Genomic DNA, 15,913 nt, shown 5'->3' on the forward strand with positions numbered 1-15,913 from the left:
AATGGAACGCTTTACAAGAAGTCATTTCCCTGACACCCCATTTTTGTTTTTTACGGGGAAGGGGGGCGTTGGGAAAACGTCTGTTGCTTGTGCCCTATCAATAGCCATTGCAAATAAAGGGAAAAAGGTACTTTTAATTAGTACAGATCCCGCATCTAACTTACAAGATATTTTTGGTCAAACGCTTTCGAATAGTCCAACAAAAATTGAAGGCATAAACAATCTATTTGCGATAAATTTAGACCCTGAACAAGCAGCACAACATTACAAAGAACGAATGGTTGGTCCGTACCGTGGAAAACTACCTGATGTGGTCATTCAAAATATGGAGGAGCAACTTTCGGGGGCTTGTACAGTTGAAATTGCTGCTTTTAATGAATTCGCAACACTATTGACTGATACTTCAGTGATTGGAAATTTTGACACTGTCGTGTTTGATACAGCACCAACAGGTCATACATTACGCTTATTACAACTACCTTCTGCATGGTCTACATTTCTAGATGAAAATACGACTGGCACTTCATGTTTAGGTCCTTTAAAAGGGTTAGAACCACAACGTGAAGTTTATAAAGAGGCTGTTCATCGTTTAAAAGATGCGAATCAAACAACGTTAATGATAGTGACACGCCCTGAAGAAAACCCTTTAAAAGAAGCCGCTCGTGCTTCTAACGAGTTGTATGAAATTGGTATTCAAAATCAGACGTTATTAATTAATGGCTATATGCGTAATGTCAATTCTACTGATTGTACAGAAGAAGCATTCATTGCACGTCAATCGGATGCATTAGCCAGAATTCCAAAAGAACTAAATCGATTTGAACATTTCTACTTACCGTTTGTACCGTACTCATTATCAAGTATGGAACGTTTGCAAGCATGGATGACTAATCAGGAAATTTCACATACACATGCATCAAACGAAGAAATTAAGATTCCAGAAGTCGAGGAAATGATTGCTGATTATTTAGAACGTAAACCAAAATTGATTTTTACAATGGGTAAAGGTGGGGTTGGTAAAACTACGATTGCTTCTTATATTGCCTTACGCTTAGCCGAAGAAGGTATTCCTGTACATTTAACTACAACAGACCCTGCTGCGCATTTAAATTGGACATTTGGAAACGAACAAGTCAAAAATTTAACGATAAGTCGAATAGATCCGAAAGAAGAAGTTGCAAATTATGAAGCTGAAGTGTTGGCAAAGGCAAGTGAAACAATGAACGAAGAAGGTTTAGCGTTTGTGAAGGAAGATTTAGCTTCCCCCTGTACCGAGGAAATTGCAGTATTTCGTGCATTTGCAAATGTGGTAGAAAATCATCAAGATGAGGTCATTGTTATTGATACAGCACCAACAGGGCATACGTTACTTTTACTAGATGCAACAGAAGCTTATTATCGCGAAATAAGCCGTTCACAAGGGGATATTCCTCCAGCTGTTTCTAACCTGTTACCAAGGTTGCGTGATGCTTCTTATACCAGTGTTGCTATTGTAACACTTCCTGAAGCAACACCTGTTTATGAAGCGACACGCTTACAGGAAGATTTACAGCGTGCTGGATTATCTGTTGATTGGTGGGTTGTCAATCAAACATTTTCTTCAATCCACACAACAAGTGCCATATTAATTCAAAAACAACAAGCAGAAACAAAATGGCTGAATGCAGTACAATCCATCAGCAACAATCAATTCGTAGCCATTCCATGGGTAAAAACACCACCAATCGGAACAAAAGGCTTACATGAACTAAAAGGAGAGAAAATCAAATGAAAATGAGTCCTGAAGGCAAACATTATTTAGAACAGGTAATAGCTGATTCGGAGGTTAAAACACTTCGTTTCTTTGGTATTGCAGGCTGCTGTGGGGTTAATTTAGGTGTAGGCTTAGAAGCACCAACAGCAGAAGATACTATTCAAACAATCGAAGGTATCCAAGTCGCAATCCATCCTGATATTGCACCACAATTGACAGATGTAACAATCCATGCCGAAGAAGAGAATGGTGATCTTGGTTTAGTATTGGAAGGATATTCTCCGACCTCTTGCTAATTAAAAGCCGACAGGAATAGAGGCTACAAAAGTTTGCTTATGTTACAAAGCATAACTATATTACGTCTAGCTAACTGCTAGACGTAAAAAATATCTTTTATATAAGTAATTACTTATGTAAATGACTAAAAAGGAGAAGTAAGATGAACACGCTAAATGTAATGAAACAAAATACATCTTGTTGCACCCCTGCAAAGAGCATTGAAATTCAACAGATTAATCCTAATGCCAATAAAAATTTACCCGTCGTAATAATTGGCGCAGGTCCAATTGGTTTAGCTGCTGCTGCTCATTTAGTGGCACAAAAACAAGCCTTTATTGTACTAGAGGCAGGGCATGAAATAGCACACAATATGCGTAGTTGGGGGCATGTGACGTTATTTTCTCCATGGCGTTATAACATCAATAAAGCTGCTAAAGCATTATTAGAAACCTCCGATTGGGTTGAACCTAATTTAGATACGTTACCAACAGGAAATGAATTAATTGATCTCTATTTAAAACCTTTGGCTGAGTTAGTACAAATAAAGCCTAACATTCAATTAAATGCAAAAGTAGTGGGTATTTCACGACAATTTAATGATAAGATGAAGACGAAAAATCGACTAGAACAACCCTTTACTATTTATGTTGAACGAGAGAATGACATTCATATCATTGCGGCAAGAGCTGTTATTGATGCAACTGGTACATGGGGAAATCCAAATCCGGCGAATACTACAGGTGTGTGGCTACAAAATGAAAAAGCCCTAGCAAATCACATTGAGTATGGTATTCCTGATATAAATTCAAATGCTAAGAGATATGCAAATAAGAAGATTGCTGTTATTGGTGGTGGCCATTCAGCGATTAATACCTTATTGACACTTGCGGTACTACAAGAAGATAATCCTGCAACAAAATTAGTATGGATAATGCGGAAGAAATCTGTAGAAGAAGCCTATGGTGGTGAGGAAAAAGATGCATTAGCTGCACGAGGCGCACTGGGAATACGTATTCACGAATTAGTTGAGACAGGTAAGGTTGAGGTCGTTACACCTTTCTATATCTCACAGTTGCGTCAAGATGAGAACATCCAAATTATTGGTACTATTAACGGGGAAACAAAAGTATTAACAGGATTTGAAGAGCTAATTGTTAACGCAGGTAATCGACCTGATTTTACGATTAACAGCGAACTACGCCTTTCCATCGATGCAGCAACAGAAAGTGTGCAAGCATTGGCGCCTTTAATTGACCCGAATGAGCATAGTTGTGGAACAGTAAGAGCGCATGGAGAAGAAATACTGAGACAACCAGAAAAAGACTTCTATATTGTCGGTGCTAAAAGCTATGGTCGCGCACCAACATTTTTAATGGCAACAGGTTATGAACAAGTCCGTTCCATAACGGCATACTTATGTGGTGATACAGAAGCTTCAAAACGTGTGGAATTAGAGTTACCTGAAACAGGTGTATGTAGTGCTCAACTTGGTCAACCATCCAATACGTGTTGTTAAAAAATTGACTGTTAGCGAAAGCTAGCAGTCTTTTGCACTAGTATTAATTCCTATTGCGCAAGTTGCTGGAACCGTCTTCGGAGTCCTATGTTGACGAAAAATAATGGCATAAATATAATTGACAACCAATAATGCAAAATGGTATTTTTGTTTAAGAAATTTTTAATTGAATAAGGCGACATGACTTTGGATGTCATGTTAGCGAATTGACAAAGAAAATGTTTTAATGCAGCGCCTCCTAAATTGGAGGCGCTGCTTTTTGTATTTTTTTAGAGGAGTGAAATGATGGATAAAAGAATTTACCTATTATCGACGATTGCCTTTATAGTTGGTCTAGTTGAATTAGTAATTGGAGGGTTGCTTCCACTGATTGCGGAAGATTTAAAGATTTCGTATGGCAAAGTAGGAATGTTAATCTCCATGTTTTCATTAAGTTTTGCCATATCAGGCCCTATTTTATTATCTTTAACCTCAAAGATGGAGCGCAAAAGATTATTTCTCATTGTTTTGTTTATTTTCTTTGTCTCGAATATGATCATTGTGTTGAGTGATATGTATACTGTTCTTTTGGCTGCTAGAATATTATCAGCTATGTGTGCGTCGCTTCTTGTTTCATTATGTATCACCATCGCTTCTCAAATAAGCGATGATGCATATACAGCAAGAGCAATTGGCCTTGTATTAATGGGGGTTAGTGCTTCCCTGGTGTTTGGTGTTCCGTTTAGTTTATGGTTAGGTAGCGAATTAGGTTGGCGGGCTCCATTTCTATTTATTGCTATTTTGACATTATTGCTTATGTTAATTGTATTTTTTGCATTGGGGAAAATCGAGCCAAAGAAGAAGTTACCTTTAAAAGCACAAGTAAAGGCGTTAAAGGAACGAAAGATTTTACTTATTCATTCGATTTCCATCATATTTTTTACAGGGCATATGACTTTGTATGCATACTTAACACCATTTCTTCAGTCAACGCTACATTTGTCAGAGAAGTCTCTTAGCCTAATGTATTTAATCATTGGTATATTCTCCATATGCGGAAGTTTATTAGGTGGATATTTTACTGATCGTATTAGTGCAAAACGAACAATTTTCTCCGTACTATCCTTATTTACACTAACGATTGTTGCGATACCGTTCTTAAAATTTTCTGTCGTGCTGTTCGTTGGAGCAATATTATTATGGAGTTTACTAAGTTGGTCACTACAACCTGCGATTCAAAGTTATATTGTTTCTTCTGCATCGACTACATCAGATATCCATCAAAGTTTAAATAATTCTAGTGCCCATATTGGTATGGCATTAGGCTCCACGATAGGGGGCATAACCATTGACGCATATACTGCTGAAATAAATGCGATAATCGGTGGCACAATTGCCTGTATCGCATTGATAGTAGCCATACTAACCTTTAAATGGCAAAGAAACTAAATAAATATATGGTCAATTTTTGTCCAATCAAGCCTAAAGGATTAATACAATAAATAGAAAATATATCATATATTTGTAAAATAGATTAAAATAAAACTAGCCCCGTAACATTGCAGGCTAGTTTTATTTTGATTGTATGAAAGAAGAACTAAAGCACCATAAGTCAGTTAGGCATTTTCACATTTTCATTTGAATATATTTAAGTAATAGCTAATATGAATAGATTAAATATAATGGTGAAGGAGATTGGATGGACACTTCGACAAATACGCATCAAGAGGATGTAATCATTTCTATTATTATACCCGCCCATAATGAAGAAAAGTACATTGGAAAATGTTTAGAATCCATTTCAAAAGCGTCAAAATTATTTCAAAATCAAGTTGAAATCATTGTTGTGCTAAATCGCTGTACAGACAAAACGGAAGAAATTGCAAAATCTTATAATTGTATTACAGTAAACAATGACGATAAAAACCTTTCTAAAATTAGAAACACAGGCGTTGAAAGAGCTAGCGGGGAAATCATCGTAACGATAGATGCAGATACACAGATGAATGAGCATATGCTTACAAAGGTAGTACAAAACTTGAGCTCGGGAAAGTATATTGGCGGAGGAGTTACAGGGAAATTTGAAAGAATGTCTTTAGGGATTTTCGTTTCAACTATGTTATTAATAGGACCTTTACTTTTTAAATATGGTGCCATATCCGTGGGGATTTTTTGGTGCTACAAAGAGGATTTTAAGTCCATTAACGGATTTAATGAAGCCATGCTTATGGCGGAAGATGCTGATTTTGCCAAACGCTTAAAAGTGTGGGGAAAAAAGAAAGGGAAAAAATACGGAACAATTCAAAATGGTATGATAACTTCCAGCCGAAAGTTTGATAAACACGGAGACTGGGTGTTACTTAAACGTCCGAAATTAATTTTAGCTTATCTGAAAGGAACAGATAAACACTATGCAGATGAAGCCTATTATGAAAATCATGATCGATAATCTATGAAGTTGAGGGAAAAATAAAGATTCTAATTGTCAAGCATCTATTAAAATTTACAGAGACGTTAATCGAAGCAGGATTAACGCTTTTTTTATTGAAATTATTTGTTTATAGCTAAAAGAGAGGGGCAACAGATATGAGTAAACAATTAATCATCGGCGACGTAACGCAAGAACTAGCTTCTACACGTCGCATATTGGAACGCTTACCCGAGGAGCATATGTCATGGCGACCACATGATAAATCAATGACCCTTGGTGGACTAGCCACACATCTAATCAATCTGCTAAACTGGCAAATCACAATTATTCAGCACACGGAGTTGGATCTTTCAACAGTACCACTTCGACGAGAAGCAATAGAAAAACAATCTGACATTCTAGAAGAATTTGACGCCAACGTCTCCAAACTCGATAAGTTGCTTGCCGAATGTGACGACAAAGCGCTCGGCGATGAATGGACACTTCGCCATGGCCAGCATATTATTCGCCAAGAGCCGAGAGCACTTGCGTTACGTACTTTTGGAATTAGTCATATGGTTCACCACCGTGCACAACTGGGCGTATACTTACGCCTTCTTGATATTGCGGTGCCAGGCTTTTATGGACCATCAGCCGATGAAGAAGCCCCATTACGTAACTTGGTGTAAGGTTGTAAAGTTGAAAGAGTTGCATAATGCAGCTCTTTTTTCATTTTCTGTAGGCTGATTACTATTAAAAGGCTTTTGGGCGAGGTTTTTTTAAAATCATCCTACAGCTTTCGATTTATTTAATTTTAAAAATATTCTATTTATTTAAAATAATAGTATTTTTCTATGAGGGTAGACTTATTTTTTATGAATCGTCCTAAAAATAATTGAATTCAATTAAAATCCTTTATAAAATGAAAGCGAATTCACACTTTAGTGCATGCACGCTTGTTAATTAAAATGATTTCTTACATTATAAGGAGGCATGTTAATTATGATAGCAGCAGTCGTAACGAAAGACAAAAAAGTAAGTGTAGAGGAGAAGCAACTAAGACCATTAAAACATGGTGAAGCATTAGTACAAACAGAATTTTGTGGTGTTTGTCATACGGATCTACATGTCAAAAATGCAGATTTCGGTGATGTTACAGGGATTGTATTAGGTCATGAGGGTATTGATAAAGTGATTGAAGTTGCAGAAGGGGTTACGTCACTAAAAGTTGGTGACCGAGTATCTATTGCTTGGATGTATGAGAGTTGCGGACACTGTGAATATTGTACGACAGGTCGTGAAACACTTTGTCGCGATGTTAAAAATGCAGGGTATACAGTAGATGGTGCTATGGCCGAGCAAGTGATTGTATCAGCTGATTATGCAGTTAAGGTTCCAGCTAATTTAGATCCAGCCGCCGCTTCTTCTGTCACTTGTGCAGGTGTGACAACTTACAAGGCTGTGAAAGTGTCAAATATCCGTCCAGGACAATGGATTGGGATATTTGGTATTGGTGGTCTCGGCAACTTAGCTGTGCAGTACGCTAAACATGTTTATGGTGCAAACGTTGTGGCGTTCGATATTAATGATGAGAAGCTAGCATTTGCTAAAGAGGTAGGGGCAGATGCTATTGTCAATTTATTAAATGAAGACCCAATTGCTAAAGCGAAAGAACTGACGAATGGGAAAGGCTTAGATGCAACTGTGGTTACAGCTGTAGCTAAAACGCCGTTCAATCAAGCGATTGATGTGGTAAAAGCAGGCGCACGAGTAGTAGCAGTTGGTTTACCTGTAGATAAAATGGATTTAGATATCCCTCGTTTAGTACTGGATGGCATCCAAGTGATTGGTACATTAGTAGGTACACGCCAAGACTTACAAGAAGCATTCCAATTTGCTGCAGAAGGTAAGGTAGTGCCGAAAGTAACATTGCGAAAAATCGAAGAAATTAACGAGATTATGGAAGAGATGGAACAAGGTAAAATAACAGGACGTATGGTAATTGACTTTACAAATTAATAGCTTGTTATCTATTAATTTATAAATAACTAAACTAGGCACTTCCGCTACAAAGGAGGTGCCTTTCTTTTATCTTTACAAATACCTGTGTTTTTTAGTGAAAGGAAGCAATTGACTTTCATCTAGATTCATATTTTTTATGCACAAAGGCGTTTCTAAGTTAATTGAATTAGAAAATTGCTTCTGTCATAGTTACTTAATTTTCATAACTTCAATATATCTATACATTCCTTTTAACATAACAGGGTCATCCTTTATAATTTTAAGCCTTTGTTTTTGTTGGCTAAACATTTCCTCAAAACTTCGACCAATATCAGTACCTAATAGGCTTATAAAGGGCCTTAACAGCTTTTTGGTTACAGTTATTCGTTGATGTTTAGCAGCAAATTTATCAAAAATTAGTATTTTTCCATTCAGCTTTAAAACGCGAATCATTTCTTCAAAGCATTTATGTTCATCAGGCACGACAGAAAGAATTAAACTCGCCACAATATAGTCAAATGATTCATCTTCAAAAGTCATTGTTTGCGCATCCATTTCGATAAATTGGATAGCAGAGTGCTCGAATTTACTTTTAGCGATAGCTAACATATCAGGCGAATAATCAATGGCTGTAATATCATAATTCATAAAGTCAATGTATTCTAAATCAGCTCCAGTACCGATCCCAACAAATAAGATTTTCTGCTTGCTTTGAAAAGGGACTTGTTGAAAAATCTTTTTTCTCGTCTTCAAAAAAACACCAGTATTAAAAAATCTATCATAGAAAGAAGAGCCCACTTTGTAGACAATCTTATTCCACTTATTATTCAATCGGTCATCCCATCTTTCATCCATAAAATTAAAGGAAAGTCATTTTAAATTGCTTAAGGAAGGTAACTCCGTACAGCGCAAGCATTGTCACTAAATATTCCTTGTATACTAAACTATAGCTTCGAACATATCCTCCTTAGACATCTAGAGCTAGCGACATAGGTGTCTAATAAAGTGGGATGAACACACAGATTCCAGCTATTTATTACAGAAAAAAATTGAAGACAATCTACCTTGACTTCAGTCTGAAACCAGTAATAACAACGATGCCTCCTACTTACATATGACAAAGACATTTAACTATAATCAGAACGTTATCAGTATAGAACACGCCATAAATAAAAGGTAGCGTATGATTCCCAATTTTTCCAGTTGACTGATAGTGCTAAAATTTCATCTTTTGTAGGCTTTTGCGTCATATTACGTAATACTTTTATCGAATTAATCAGACCGACATCATCAATTGGAAAAGCTGTTTGGAATCTCAGGCAGCGCATCAGCACGTAATTGGCTGTCCATGGACCGATGCCGCGTATTTGAATTAAGCTTTTTTCGGCATCTTTAAAGTTCATTGCCAGTAATTTTTCCTTCGATAATGTACCATTTTCCATCAATTTGGCAATACCAATGATATATTCACTTTTTTTTGCCGTCATTTTGATATCTGCTAGGTCGGATGGTGTTAACTGTGCAATGCGCTCGTACGTTGGGAACACCCAATATTTTTTACCTCTCCATTCGATAAAATCGCCAAAGCTTTCTACAAATTGTTTCTTTAAGGAGTAAGCAAAGGCTAAATTAATTTGTTGCCCTATAACGCCCCAGCATAAAGCTTCAAATAAATGAGGAATGCCGACTACACGCAATCCATAAAATTTTCGGGCGGGCATTTCAAGTAATGGGTCTGTAGTTGCCATGTCGTAAAATGGCGTTAAATCGTTCTCAAGGTCAAACCATTCATAAATATAGTGTACAATTTGTTGTCGTATCCGCTTATCATTCGGTCTAGAATCATTTAGGAATTGAACAATCATTTGGTTATGTTGGCTTACGCTAATCTGCACTAAGGAGCGCATTTCTCCTATCGCAATAACCTTTGTAATAACATTGTTCTCAACTTCATACAGACATTCATTTTTTTCTCGTAATAGATAGTTTAGATTTGCATTCATATCGAAATGGTTAGGTAATGGAATGACCATCTCATCATTATTTTCATGCCATCTCACTTTTGCATTCTCCTCTACAAACTTATTATTAGGAAACATACACGATTAAAATTTACTTTACCATATCATAATCGAGACGAATTTTGTTATCTTGCTATTACATTCTAAACACCTTATGTTTTTCTACTGATGCGGTTATAGTGTTAGTTATCAAGAATGCGAATAGGAGGGTGTAACAATGGTTCAAGATATTAAAACAAGAGTGGAAAACTTAGATTGGGACACCATTCAAAATGAATTAGATGCACAAGGGTTTGCAAAGCTTCCAGTGATTTTAACAAAGGCGGAATGTGAATTTCTAAAAGCGTTGTATCTTGAGAAAGAGCCGTACAGAACAACAATCAATATGAAACGCTATCGCTTTGGCCATGGGGAGTACAAATACTTTTCCTATCCACTACCTGATATCGTCCAAAGTTTAAGAGAGGTCTTCTATGTAGAATTGTCAAAAACAGCGAATCGTTGGTTGGGGTATTTACGAAAAACAGCACAGTTTCCCAACAACCTTCAAGATTTTTTGACCATCTGTAAAGAAAATGAGCAAACAAGACCAACACCTTTACTATTAAAGTATGAAACAGGGGGCTTTAATTGTTTGCATCAAGATTTATACGGCGATATATTTTTCCCATTTCAAGTAGTCTTTGTCTTAAATCAACGTGAAAAAGACTTTTGCGGTGGAGAATCGCTATTAGTGGAACAAATTCCTCGTGCTCAAAGTAGAGGACATGTTATTACTTTAGCTCAAGGCAGTGCGCTCATTTTCCCTACGAACTATAGAGTTGTTCTTGGTCAAAAAGGGTATTACAAAAATAAGGTTCGTCACGGAGTAAGTACAGTTACTTTAGGGGAACGTTTTGGTCTTGGAATCATTTTTCATGATGCGACATAAAAACTACTTCAATATCTTGCTATTCTATTTCAAGCATCTTACATTGGGAATTTCTAAGGAGTATAGTGTAAAGAGAGGTGAGCGTAATGCTAGATAGGTTCAATCACGAGTGTCATGATAAAACTTCAAATGATATGGAACAGATAACAGATGAAAAGTGGCAAGCAATAATAAATAATGATCCAACGTATAATCATCAATTTTTCTATGCTGTCAAATCAACAGGGATCTTCTGTAAACCATCTTGTAAATCGCGCGTCCCTAAAAAAGAAAATGTCTGTATTTTTCAAAACGCAGAACAAGCTCTACGCGCAAATTTCCGGCCTTGTAAACGTTGCAAGCCAACTAATGAAAAATTACCTGATAGCGAATGGGTCGAGCTAATTACTGCCTACATTGATAAAAATTACACAGAAAAATTAACCCTAGAATCGTTAGCTACAATTTGCCATGGGAGTCCCTATCATATGCATCGCACATTTAAAAAAATTAAGGGTATAACACCGGTTGAGTATATACAACGAGTTCGCGTACATGAGGCTAAACAATTATTAATGCAAACAAATAAAGCCATCGGAGATATCGCCATTTGTGTAGGAATGATGAATACGCCTTATTTTATTACGTTATTTAAAAAGAAAACTGGATTGACACCAGCACAATTTCGACAAATGCATATAACTGGAGGAAAAGATAGTGGTAACAAACAATAAAACAACGCTCTATTGGGCTTTACTAACATTTGAAGATTGGCATTTTTATATTGCTTCCACTTCTAAAGGGTTAGTGTATGTAAGTTCACAGAACAGCGCATTCGAGGAGTTAATCGAATGGGCCAAGAAGCGCTTTCCAGGAAGTCCACTAATTGAAGATAATAAAAAGCTAGAACCCTATATGGTTGAATTGATTCAATACCTACAAGGAAAGCGAAAAACATTTACTATGCCATTTGATTATGTAGGGACACCATTTCAGATAGCAGTGTGGAATGCACTTTGTGACATTCCTTATGGACAGACGAAATCCTATTCAGAAATTGCCAATGCTATTAATAAACCAGCAGCTGTGCGCGCGGTTGGCACAGCGATTGGAGCCAATCCAGTATTAATTACTGTACCGTGCCATCGGGTAATTGGCAAGAATGGCTCATTAACAGGCTATCGAGGAGGATTAGAAATGAAAACACAGCTCCTAGAGTTAGAAAAGGGAACTTCAACTAGCTACGAGTAATTATGAATGGAGGGGGACGGTGATGAAAAGTGAATTATTCTATAAAAATCCAAAAACGATTCTGAATAAAGGAACTGGTTTTCTTGCTGGCTATACGCATTCACTAAATCCTTATACAGGCTGTTCATTTGGGTGCTCCTATTGTTATGTACGAGCAATGCCTGTGGCACTTTTTCGAGATGGTGAATGGGGCAAATGGGTCGATATAAAAAACGGAGCTGCAAATTTATTAAAAAAGGAGCTTCAGCGCGCCAAAGCTAAAGGAAATGTGACCATTTTTATGTCATCAAGTACAGATCCTTATCAGCCAATCGAGCATAAGGAAAAAGTGACAAGGTCCTTACTAGAAGTGATGGTCGCAGATCCCCCAGACTTCCTTTTAGTGCAAACTAGAAGCCCTCTTGTAAGTCGTGATATTGATTTGCTACAGCAATTTAAAGAGAAAGTTCGAGTAAGTGTAACGATTGAGACAGATTCCGAAACAATACGTAAACATTTTACGCCAGATGCACCACCAATTCAGGCGCGTTTTAAGACATTAGAAACATTAGCAGCCAACAAAATCCCGACCCAAGTGGCTATAGCCCCCATTTTACCAAGTGGGGAATATTTTCCTGAGAAATTGAAACCATTCGTCGATCGAATATGTTTGGATGACTACTTTTTAGGAGATGGCAGTGGTGGATATCGCACAAGAAAACTTGGCATGGAGGAGAAATATGCCCAACTTGGTTTAGAAGATTGGTACGGACCACATGTAATTAATAATGTCTATAATCGATTTATTAAAATCTTTCCAGAAAGTGATGTTTATCTAAGTCAAGCAGGATTTGAGCCCTAAAAGTAATAGCACATTGGCTATCACAAATGGAGCTTTGCAAATAACGGAACGAGCATTACAAGCATCCTTGCTGAATTTTATATAAACGATGCTTGTGCGCTGTGAGAGCTATCGAGATGGGCAACTGTATGTGTGGTTGAATCTCGATATGTTTTACAGTGTAATTTTTATGGGAAAATCCGTAAAAGCAATGTGTAATAATCTACCCTAATATAATTACTTTTGTCACAATTTTCTAGTTATCGAAAGTATGGAAATGGGTCCAAGCGGATTGTGGAGCATCATATAGTGCATTAAAAGGGGCTGGGACATAAGAGAAAAAGTGTTAGATTGACTGCCATCAATCTAACACTTTTTTGCTATGCCGTTGTTGACCGCTACGGCGGTGCTTTCCGCGGGCACACCGTAAGCCGCAACCCTCGCTAACGCGCGGTCTGTTGCGTCTAACATTATGTGCTGTTCCCACTGGAGTCACCGCCTTCGCTACCAACAACTAGTGAACACTTCTAATTTTTTTAATTGCAAAAGCAAGAATAGCTAAGGTCTCCATATAGCAAAAAATTATGAACAGCTTTCGTCTGTTTCTTAAATTTTTTTAGTTATGTCCCAGCCCCTTTTTTACAATATATTAACATACCAAAATGTAAAGCATGACTTGTTTAAACTATTTATAAATTTAATCCAAATCGCTTTAATTCAATGAAAACACCTTCCAACTGTTTTCCTTTGTCTGTTAACGTATATTCCACACGAGGGGGAACTTCTGGGAAAACCTTTTTAATCAAAATCCCATGATTTTCTAGTGTTTTAAGACGGAGGGAAAGTGTTTTCGGACTAATTCCATCCATAGATTTTAATAGGTCACTGAACCGCATTGTTCCTTCTATAAGTAAATCGCGAATTATTAAAAATGTCCATTTAGTTCCAATTACATCGAGTGTTTTCGCAATGGGGCAAGCCTCACCAGGTACTCCTTTGGTCAACACTACTGTCTCAATCACACTCATTTGAAACATCCTCCCTCAAAATTTTTGAGCAATTTACCTCATCATAGCACAATAGTATACTTTCAGAAACTTAATGAATTAAATATCACTACTTCCCTAAAGGAAGTTACTATATTTATAATATCTTTGTATTTGTTAATTTCATCCTTAATTGAGGAGGTGCTCAAAATTATTGTCAGAAATCAATGAAATAAGCTACCGTTGCTATTACTATTTGTACAACACTAAGGGAATTTTCCCGCTGTAGCAAACGGTTAGTAGAACATTGGCAAGACACTAGGTTTGTTTTAAGAGATAACAGAATTGAAGGAGCCAGAAAAAGATGAAAAATATACTTATTATTAACGGTCATCAGAAATACAGTTCAGCTGAGGGGAATTTGAACCAAACATTGATGAACAAAATGGTTAGTTTTTTAGAAAAAAAGAACAATGTAAAAACAACAATTATTCAAAACGGATATAAAATCGAAGAAGAACAACAAAAATTTATATGGGCTGATATTGTCATTTATCAAACACCTATTTATTGGTTCAGTGTCCCCGGCTTATTGAAGACGTATATGGATGAGGTATATGCCTATGGTTTATTTTTTAGGGGTGCTGATGAGTATGGGAAAGGTGGATTGTTGACTGAAAAGAAATATATGTTTTCGCTTACCTGGAATGCCCCTGAAAAAGCATTTAACAATCCAAGTGAATTTTTTGAAGGGAATACCCTAGAAGATGCAATAATGCATTTACATCTTATACAGAAATTTATCGGAATGAAACCATTAAAGAGTTTCTCTTGTTATGACGTAGTCAAAAATCCAAAGATTGAAAAGTTTGTATCCGAACTTGATTTACACCTGCAAGAGATATTGAATTTTTAAACTTATGTAAACGAATAAGGGGAGAGAAATATGTTAAAAGATAAAAAAGTTGTAATTATCGGTGGAAGCTCTGGGATTGGTTTGGCATCAGCTAAACAGCTAGTAGCGCAAGGGGCAGAAGTAATCATTGCCAGTCGCTCCGAAGAGAAATTGCAGAAGGCAAAAGAGCAATTAGGAGTTAGGGCAACAACTTATATTCTAGATACAACACAAGAACAGCAAGTACAATCTTTCTTTGAAAAGATTGGTCATGTCGATCATCTGGTGATAAGCGCGGCAGAAACATCCAGCGGGGCATTCCTCCAAACGGATACAGCACAAGCACGAAAACTGTTTGAAAACAAATTTTGGGGACAATATTATGCAGCCAAATACGGTGCTTCTAACATTTCACCAAACGGTTCTATTATTTTATTTTCTGGCGTTGTAGCCTACAAGGCTATGGTGGGCTCAGCAATACTAGGTGCAGTTAATGCGGCTATTTCCAATTTAGGTCAGACTTTGGCATTAGAACTTGCTCCTATCCGAGTAAACATCGTTTCACCAGGTATAATTGATACACCATCCCGTAGCAAAATGCCAGAAGAAGCACGTAATCACTTCTATAATACAGTTGAAAATAAACTCCCTGTGAAACGAATAGGGCGAGCTGATGATGTTGCACAAAGCGTACTATATTTGCTACAAAATAGTTTCGTGACTGGAACGGTTCTTCATGTAGAAGGCGGCCACATGTTAACTTAAAACCAGAATATATTTCCTAAACAAACTTTTGTAGAACTAAAACTGACCTAACAAATAAAACACCTTTCGCGTTGACTAACGAGTATTGTATATATCAATTAACGCGGAGGTGTTTAGTTAGTGTTCTTTTTAACAACAGTGTGTGGACGATTTTAAGCACCAACGCCACAAACGAATAATTGCGTGCGATACACACAATCTCAATTTGTTAGGTAGAGGTGACTTTTACATAAAAAAAGTAGCGTCGTCACACGCTACAGCAAATTATTGAACAGTAAAGATATTGTTCAGGATGGCTAATACATAACAAGGATTTAGAACGAAATG

General features: G+C 36.9%; 16 protein-coding genes. 13 read left to right on the plus strand and 3 right to left on the minus strand.

The annotated features are described in order from the left end of the window. The first annotated feature begins 1 nt into the window (after position 1). The 7 genes from arsA to adhP all read left to right on the plus strand — a co-directional run bounded on the left by arsA (position 2) and on the right by adhP (position 7,956). The gene (gene arsA / locus I5435_RS11680) at positions 2–1,771 is read left to right on the plus strand and encodes an arsenical pump-driving ATPase (RefSeq protein WP_337982280.1); all 1,770 of its coding nucleotides are present in this window, start codon (positions 2–4) and stop codon (positions 1,769–1,771) included. Then, positions 1,768–2,049, plus strand: a complete 282-nt coding sequence (locus I5435_RS11685) for a Fe-S cluster assembly protein HesB (protein ID WP_337982281.1) — start codon at positions 1,768–1,770, stop codon at positions 2,047–2,049. The genes arsA and I5435_RS11685 overlap by 4 nt, the downstream gene beginning before the upstream one ends. 143 nt (positions 2,050–2,192) lie before the next feature. Then, on the plus strand, positions 2,193–3,548 hold the full coding sequence (locus I5435_RS11690) for an NAD(P)-binding domain-containing protein (RefSeq protein WP_337982282.1): 1,356 nt from the start codon (positions 2,193–2,195) through the stop codon (positions 3,546–3,548). A 285-nt stretch (positions 3,549–3,833) separates the two neighbouring features. After that, on the plus strand, positions 3,834–4,976 hold the full coding sequence (locus I5435_RS11695; RefSeq protein WP_038509638.1) for an MFS transporter: 1,143 nt from the start codon (positions 3,834–3,836) through the stop codon (positions 4,974–4,976). A gap of 250 nt (positions 4,977–5,226) precedes the next feature. Beyond that, positions 5,227–5,976, plus strand: coding sequence for a glycosyltransferase (locus I5435_RS11700; RefSeq protein ID WP_337982283.1), 750 nt, complete (start codon positions 5,227–5,229; stop codon positions 5,974–5,976). Between the two features lie 137 nt (positions 5,977–6,113). Next, the gene (locus I5435_RS11705; RefSeq protein WP_025219498.1) at positions 6,114–6,626 is read left to right on the plus strand and encodes a DinB family protein; all 513 of its coding nucleotides are present in this window, start codon (positions 6,114–6,116) and stop codon (positions 6,624–6,626) included. Between the two features lie 313 nt (positions 6,627–6,939). Next, the gene (gene adhP / locus I5435_RS11710) at positions 6,940–7,956 is read left to right on the plus strand and encodes an alcohol dehydrogenase AdhP (protein WP_337982284.1); all 1,017 of its coding nucleotides are present in this window, start codon (positions 6,940–6,942) and stop codon (positions 7,954–7,956) included. Between the two features lie 192 nt (positions 7,957–8,148). Here the strand turns inward: adhP and I5435_RS11715 are convergent, their stop codons facing one another. Together I5435_RS11715 and I5435_RS11720 are read right to left on the minus strand one after the other, a co-directional pair. After that, a complete protein-coding gene (locus I5435_RS11715) occupies positions 8,149–8,769 on the minus strand; it encodes a class I SAM-dependent methyltransferase (protein WP_024361728.1) in 621 nt (206 codons plus the stop codon). A gap of 317 nt (positions 8,770–9,086) precedes the next feature. Continuing rightward, the gene (locus I5435_RS11720) at positions 9,087–9,998 is read right to left on the minus strand and encodes a DNA-3-methyladenine glycosylase family protein (protein WP_108030355.1); all 912 of its coding nucleotides are present in this window, start codon (positions 9,996–9,998) and stop codon (positions 9,087–9,089) included. A gap of 178 nt (positions 9,999–10,176) precedes the next feature. Here I5435_RS11720 and I5435_RS11725 point away from each other — a divergent pair, with 178 nt between their 5' ends. From I5435_RS11725 to I5435_RS11740, 4 genes are all read left to right on the plus strand, one after another. Continuing rightward, a complete protein-coding gene (locus I5435_RS11725; protein ID WP_025219496.1) occupies positions 10,177–10,890 on the plus strand; it encodes a 2OG-Fe(II) oxygenase in 714 nt (237 codons plus the stop codon). An 86-nt stretch (positions 10,891–10,976) separates the two neighbouring features. Next, positions 10,977–11,603: a bifunctional transcriptional activator/DNA repair enzyme AdaA gene (locus I5435_RS11730; protein WP_258842151.1), complete on the plus strand. Its 627-nt coding sequence runs from the start codon at positions 10,977–10,979 to the stop codon at positions 11,601–11,603. Further along, positions 11,587–12,120: a methylated-DNA--[protein]-cysteine S-methyltransferase gene (locus tag I5435_RS11735; protein ID WP_231786219.1), complete on the plus strand. Its 534-nt coding sequence runs from the start codon at positions 11,587–11,589 to the stop codon at positions 12,118–12,120. Before I5435_RS11730 ends, I5435_RS11735 begins: the two co-directional genes overlap by 17 nt. A 22-nt stretch (positions 12,121–12,142) precedes the next feature. Further along, complete coding sequence (locus tag I5435_RS11740; protein ID WP_337982285.1) at positions 12,143–12,961, plus strand: SPL family radical SAM protein; 819 nt, start codon at positions 12,143–12,145, stop codon at positions 12,959–12,961. A gap of 668 nt (positions 12,962–13,629) precedes the next feature. Here I5435_RS11740 and I5435_RS11745 read toward each other — a convergent pair. Then, the gene (locus I5435_RS11745) at positions 13,630–13,968 is read right to left on the minus strand and encodes a winged helix-turn-helix transcriptional regulator (protein WP_337982286.1); all 339 of its coding nucleotides are present in this window, start codon (positions 13,966–13,968) and stop codon (positions 13,630–13,632) included. A 322-nt stretch (positions 13,969–14,290) separates the two neighbouring features. Between I5435_RS11745 and I5435_RS11750 the strand changes: the two genes are divergently transcribed. Further along, positions 14,291–14,842 (plus strand): NAD(P)H-dependent oxidoreductase, encoded by a 552-nt coding sequence (locus I5435_RS11750; protein ID WP_108030360.1) that lies wholly within the window; start codon positions 14,291–14,293, stop codon positions 14,840–14,842. A gap of 30 nt (positions 14,843–14,872) precedes the next feature. Further along, on the plus strand, positions 14,873–15,586 hold the full coding sequence (locus I5435_RS11755) for an SDR family oxidoreductase (protein WP_024361738.1): 714 nt from the start codon (positions 14,873–14,875) through the stop codon (positions 15,584–15,586). Positions 15,587–15,913 lie beyond the last annotated feature (327 nt).

Origin of the sequence: Lysinibacillus sp. C5.1 (genome assembly GCF_016350185.1) — a bacterium.
GTDB classification, from domain to species: Bacteria; Bacillota; Bacilli; order Bacillales_A; family Planococcaceae; genus Lysinibacillus; species Lysinibacillus sphaericus.

Coding starts and splice junctions, on each gene's coding strand:
- arsA (WP_337982280.1), top strand. CDS start 2: ATGGAACGCTTTACAAGAAGTCATTTCCCTGACACCCCATTTTTGTTT.
- I5435_RS11685 (WP_337982281.1), top strand. CDS start 1,768: ATGAAAATGAGTCCTGAAGGCAAACATTATTTAGAACAGGTAATAGCT.
- I5435_RS11690 (WP_337982282.1), top strand. CDS start 2,193: ATGAACACGCTAAATGTAATGAAACAAAATACATCTTGTTGCACCCCT.
- I5435_RS11695 (WP_038509638.1), top strand. CDS start 3,834: ATGGATAAAAGAATTTACCTATTATCGACGATTGCCTTTATAGTTGGT.
- I5435_RS11700 (WP_337982283.1), top strand. CDS start 5,227: ATGGACACTTCGACAAATACGCATCAAGAGGATGTAATCATTTCTATT.
- I5435_RS11705 (WP_025219498.1), top strand. CDS start 6,114: ATGAGTAAACAATTAATCATCGGCGACGTAACGCAAGAACTAGCTTCT.
- adhP (WP_337982284.1), top strand. CDS start 6,940: ATGATAGCAGCAGTCGTAACGAAAGACAAAAAAGTAAGTGTAGAGGAG.
- I5435_RS11725 (WP_025219496.1), top strand. CDS start 10,177: ATGGTTCAAGATATTAAAACAAGAGTGGAAAACTTAGATTGGGACACC.
- I5435_RS11730 (WP_258842151.1), top strand. CDS start 10,977: ATGCTAGATAGGTTCAATCACGAGTGTCATGATAAAACTTCAAATGAT.
- I5435_RS11740 (WP_337982285.1), top strand. CDS start 12,143: ATGAAAAGTGAATTATTCTATAAAAATCCAAAAACGATTCTGAATAAA.
- I5435_RS11745 (WP_337982286.1), bottom strand. CDS start 13,968: ATGAGTGTGATTGAGACAGTAGTGTTGACCAAAGGAGTACCTGGTGAG.
- I5435_RS11750 (WP_108030360.1), top strand. CDS start 14,291: ATGAAAAATATACTTATTATTAACGGTCATCAGAAATACAGTTCAGCT.
- I5435_RS11755 (WP_024361738.1), top strand. CDS start 14,873: ATGTTAAAAGATAAAAAAGTTGTAATTATCGGTGGAAGCTCTGGGATT.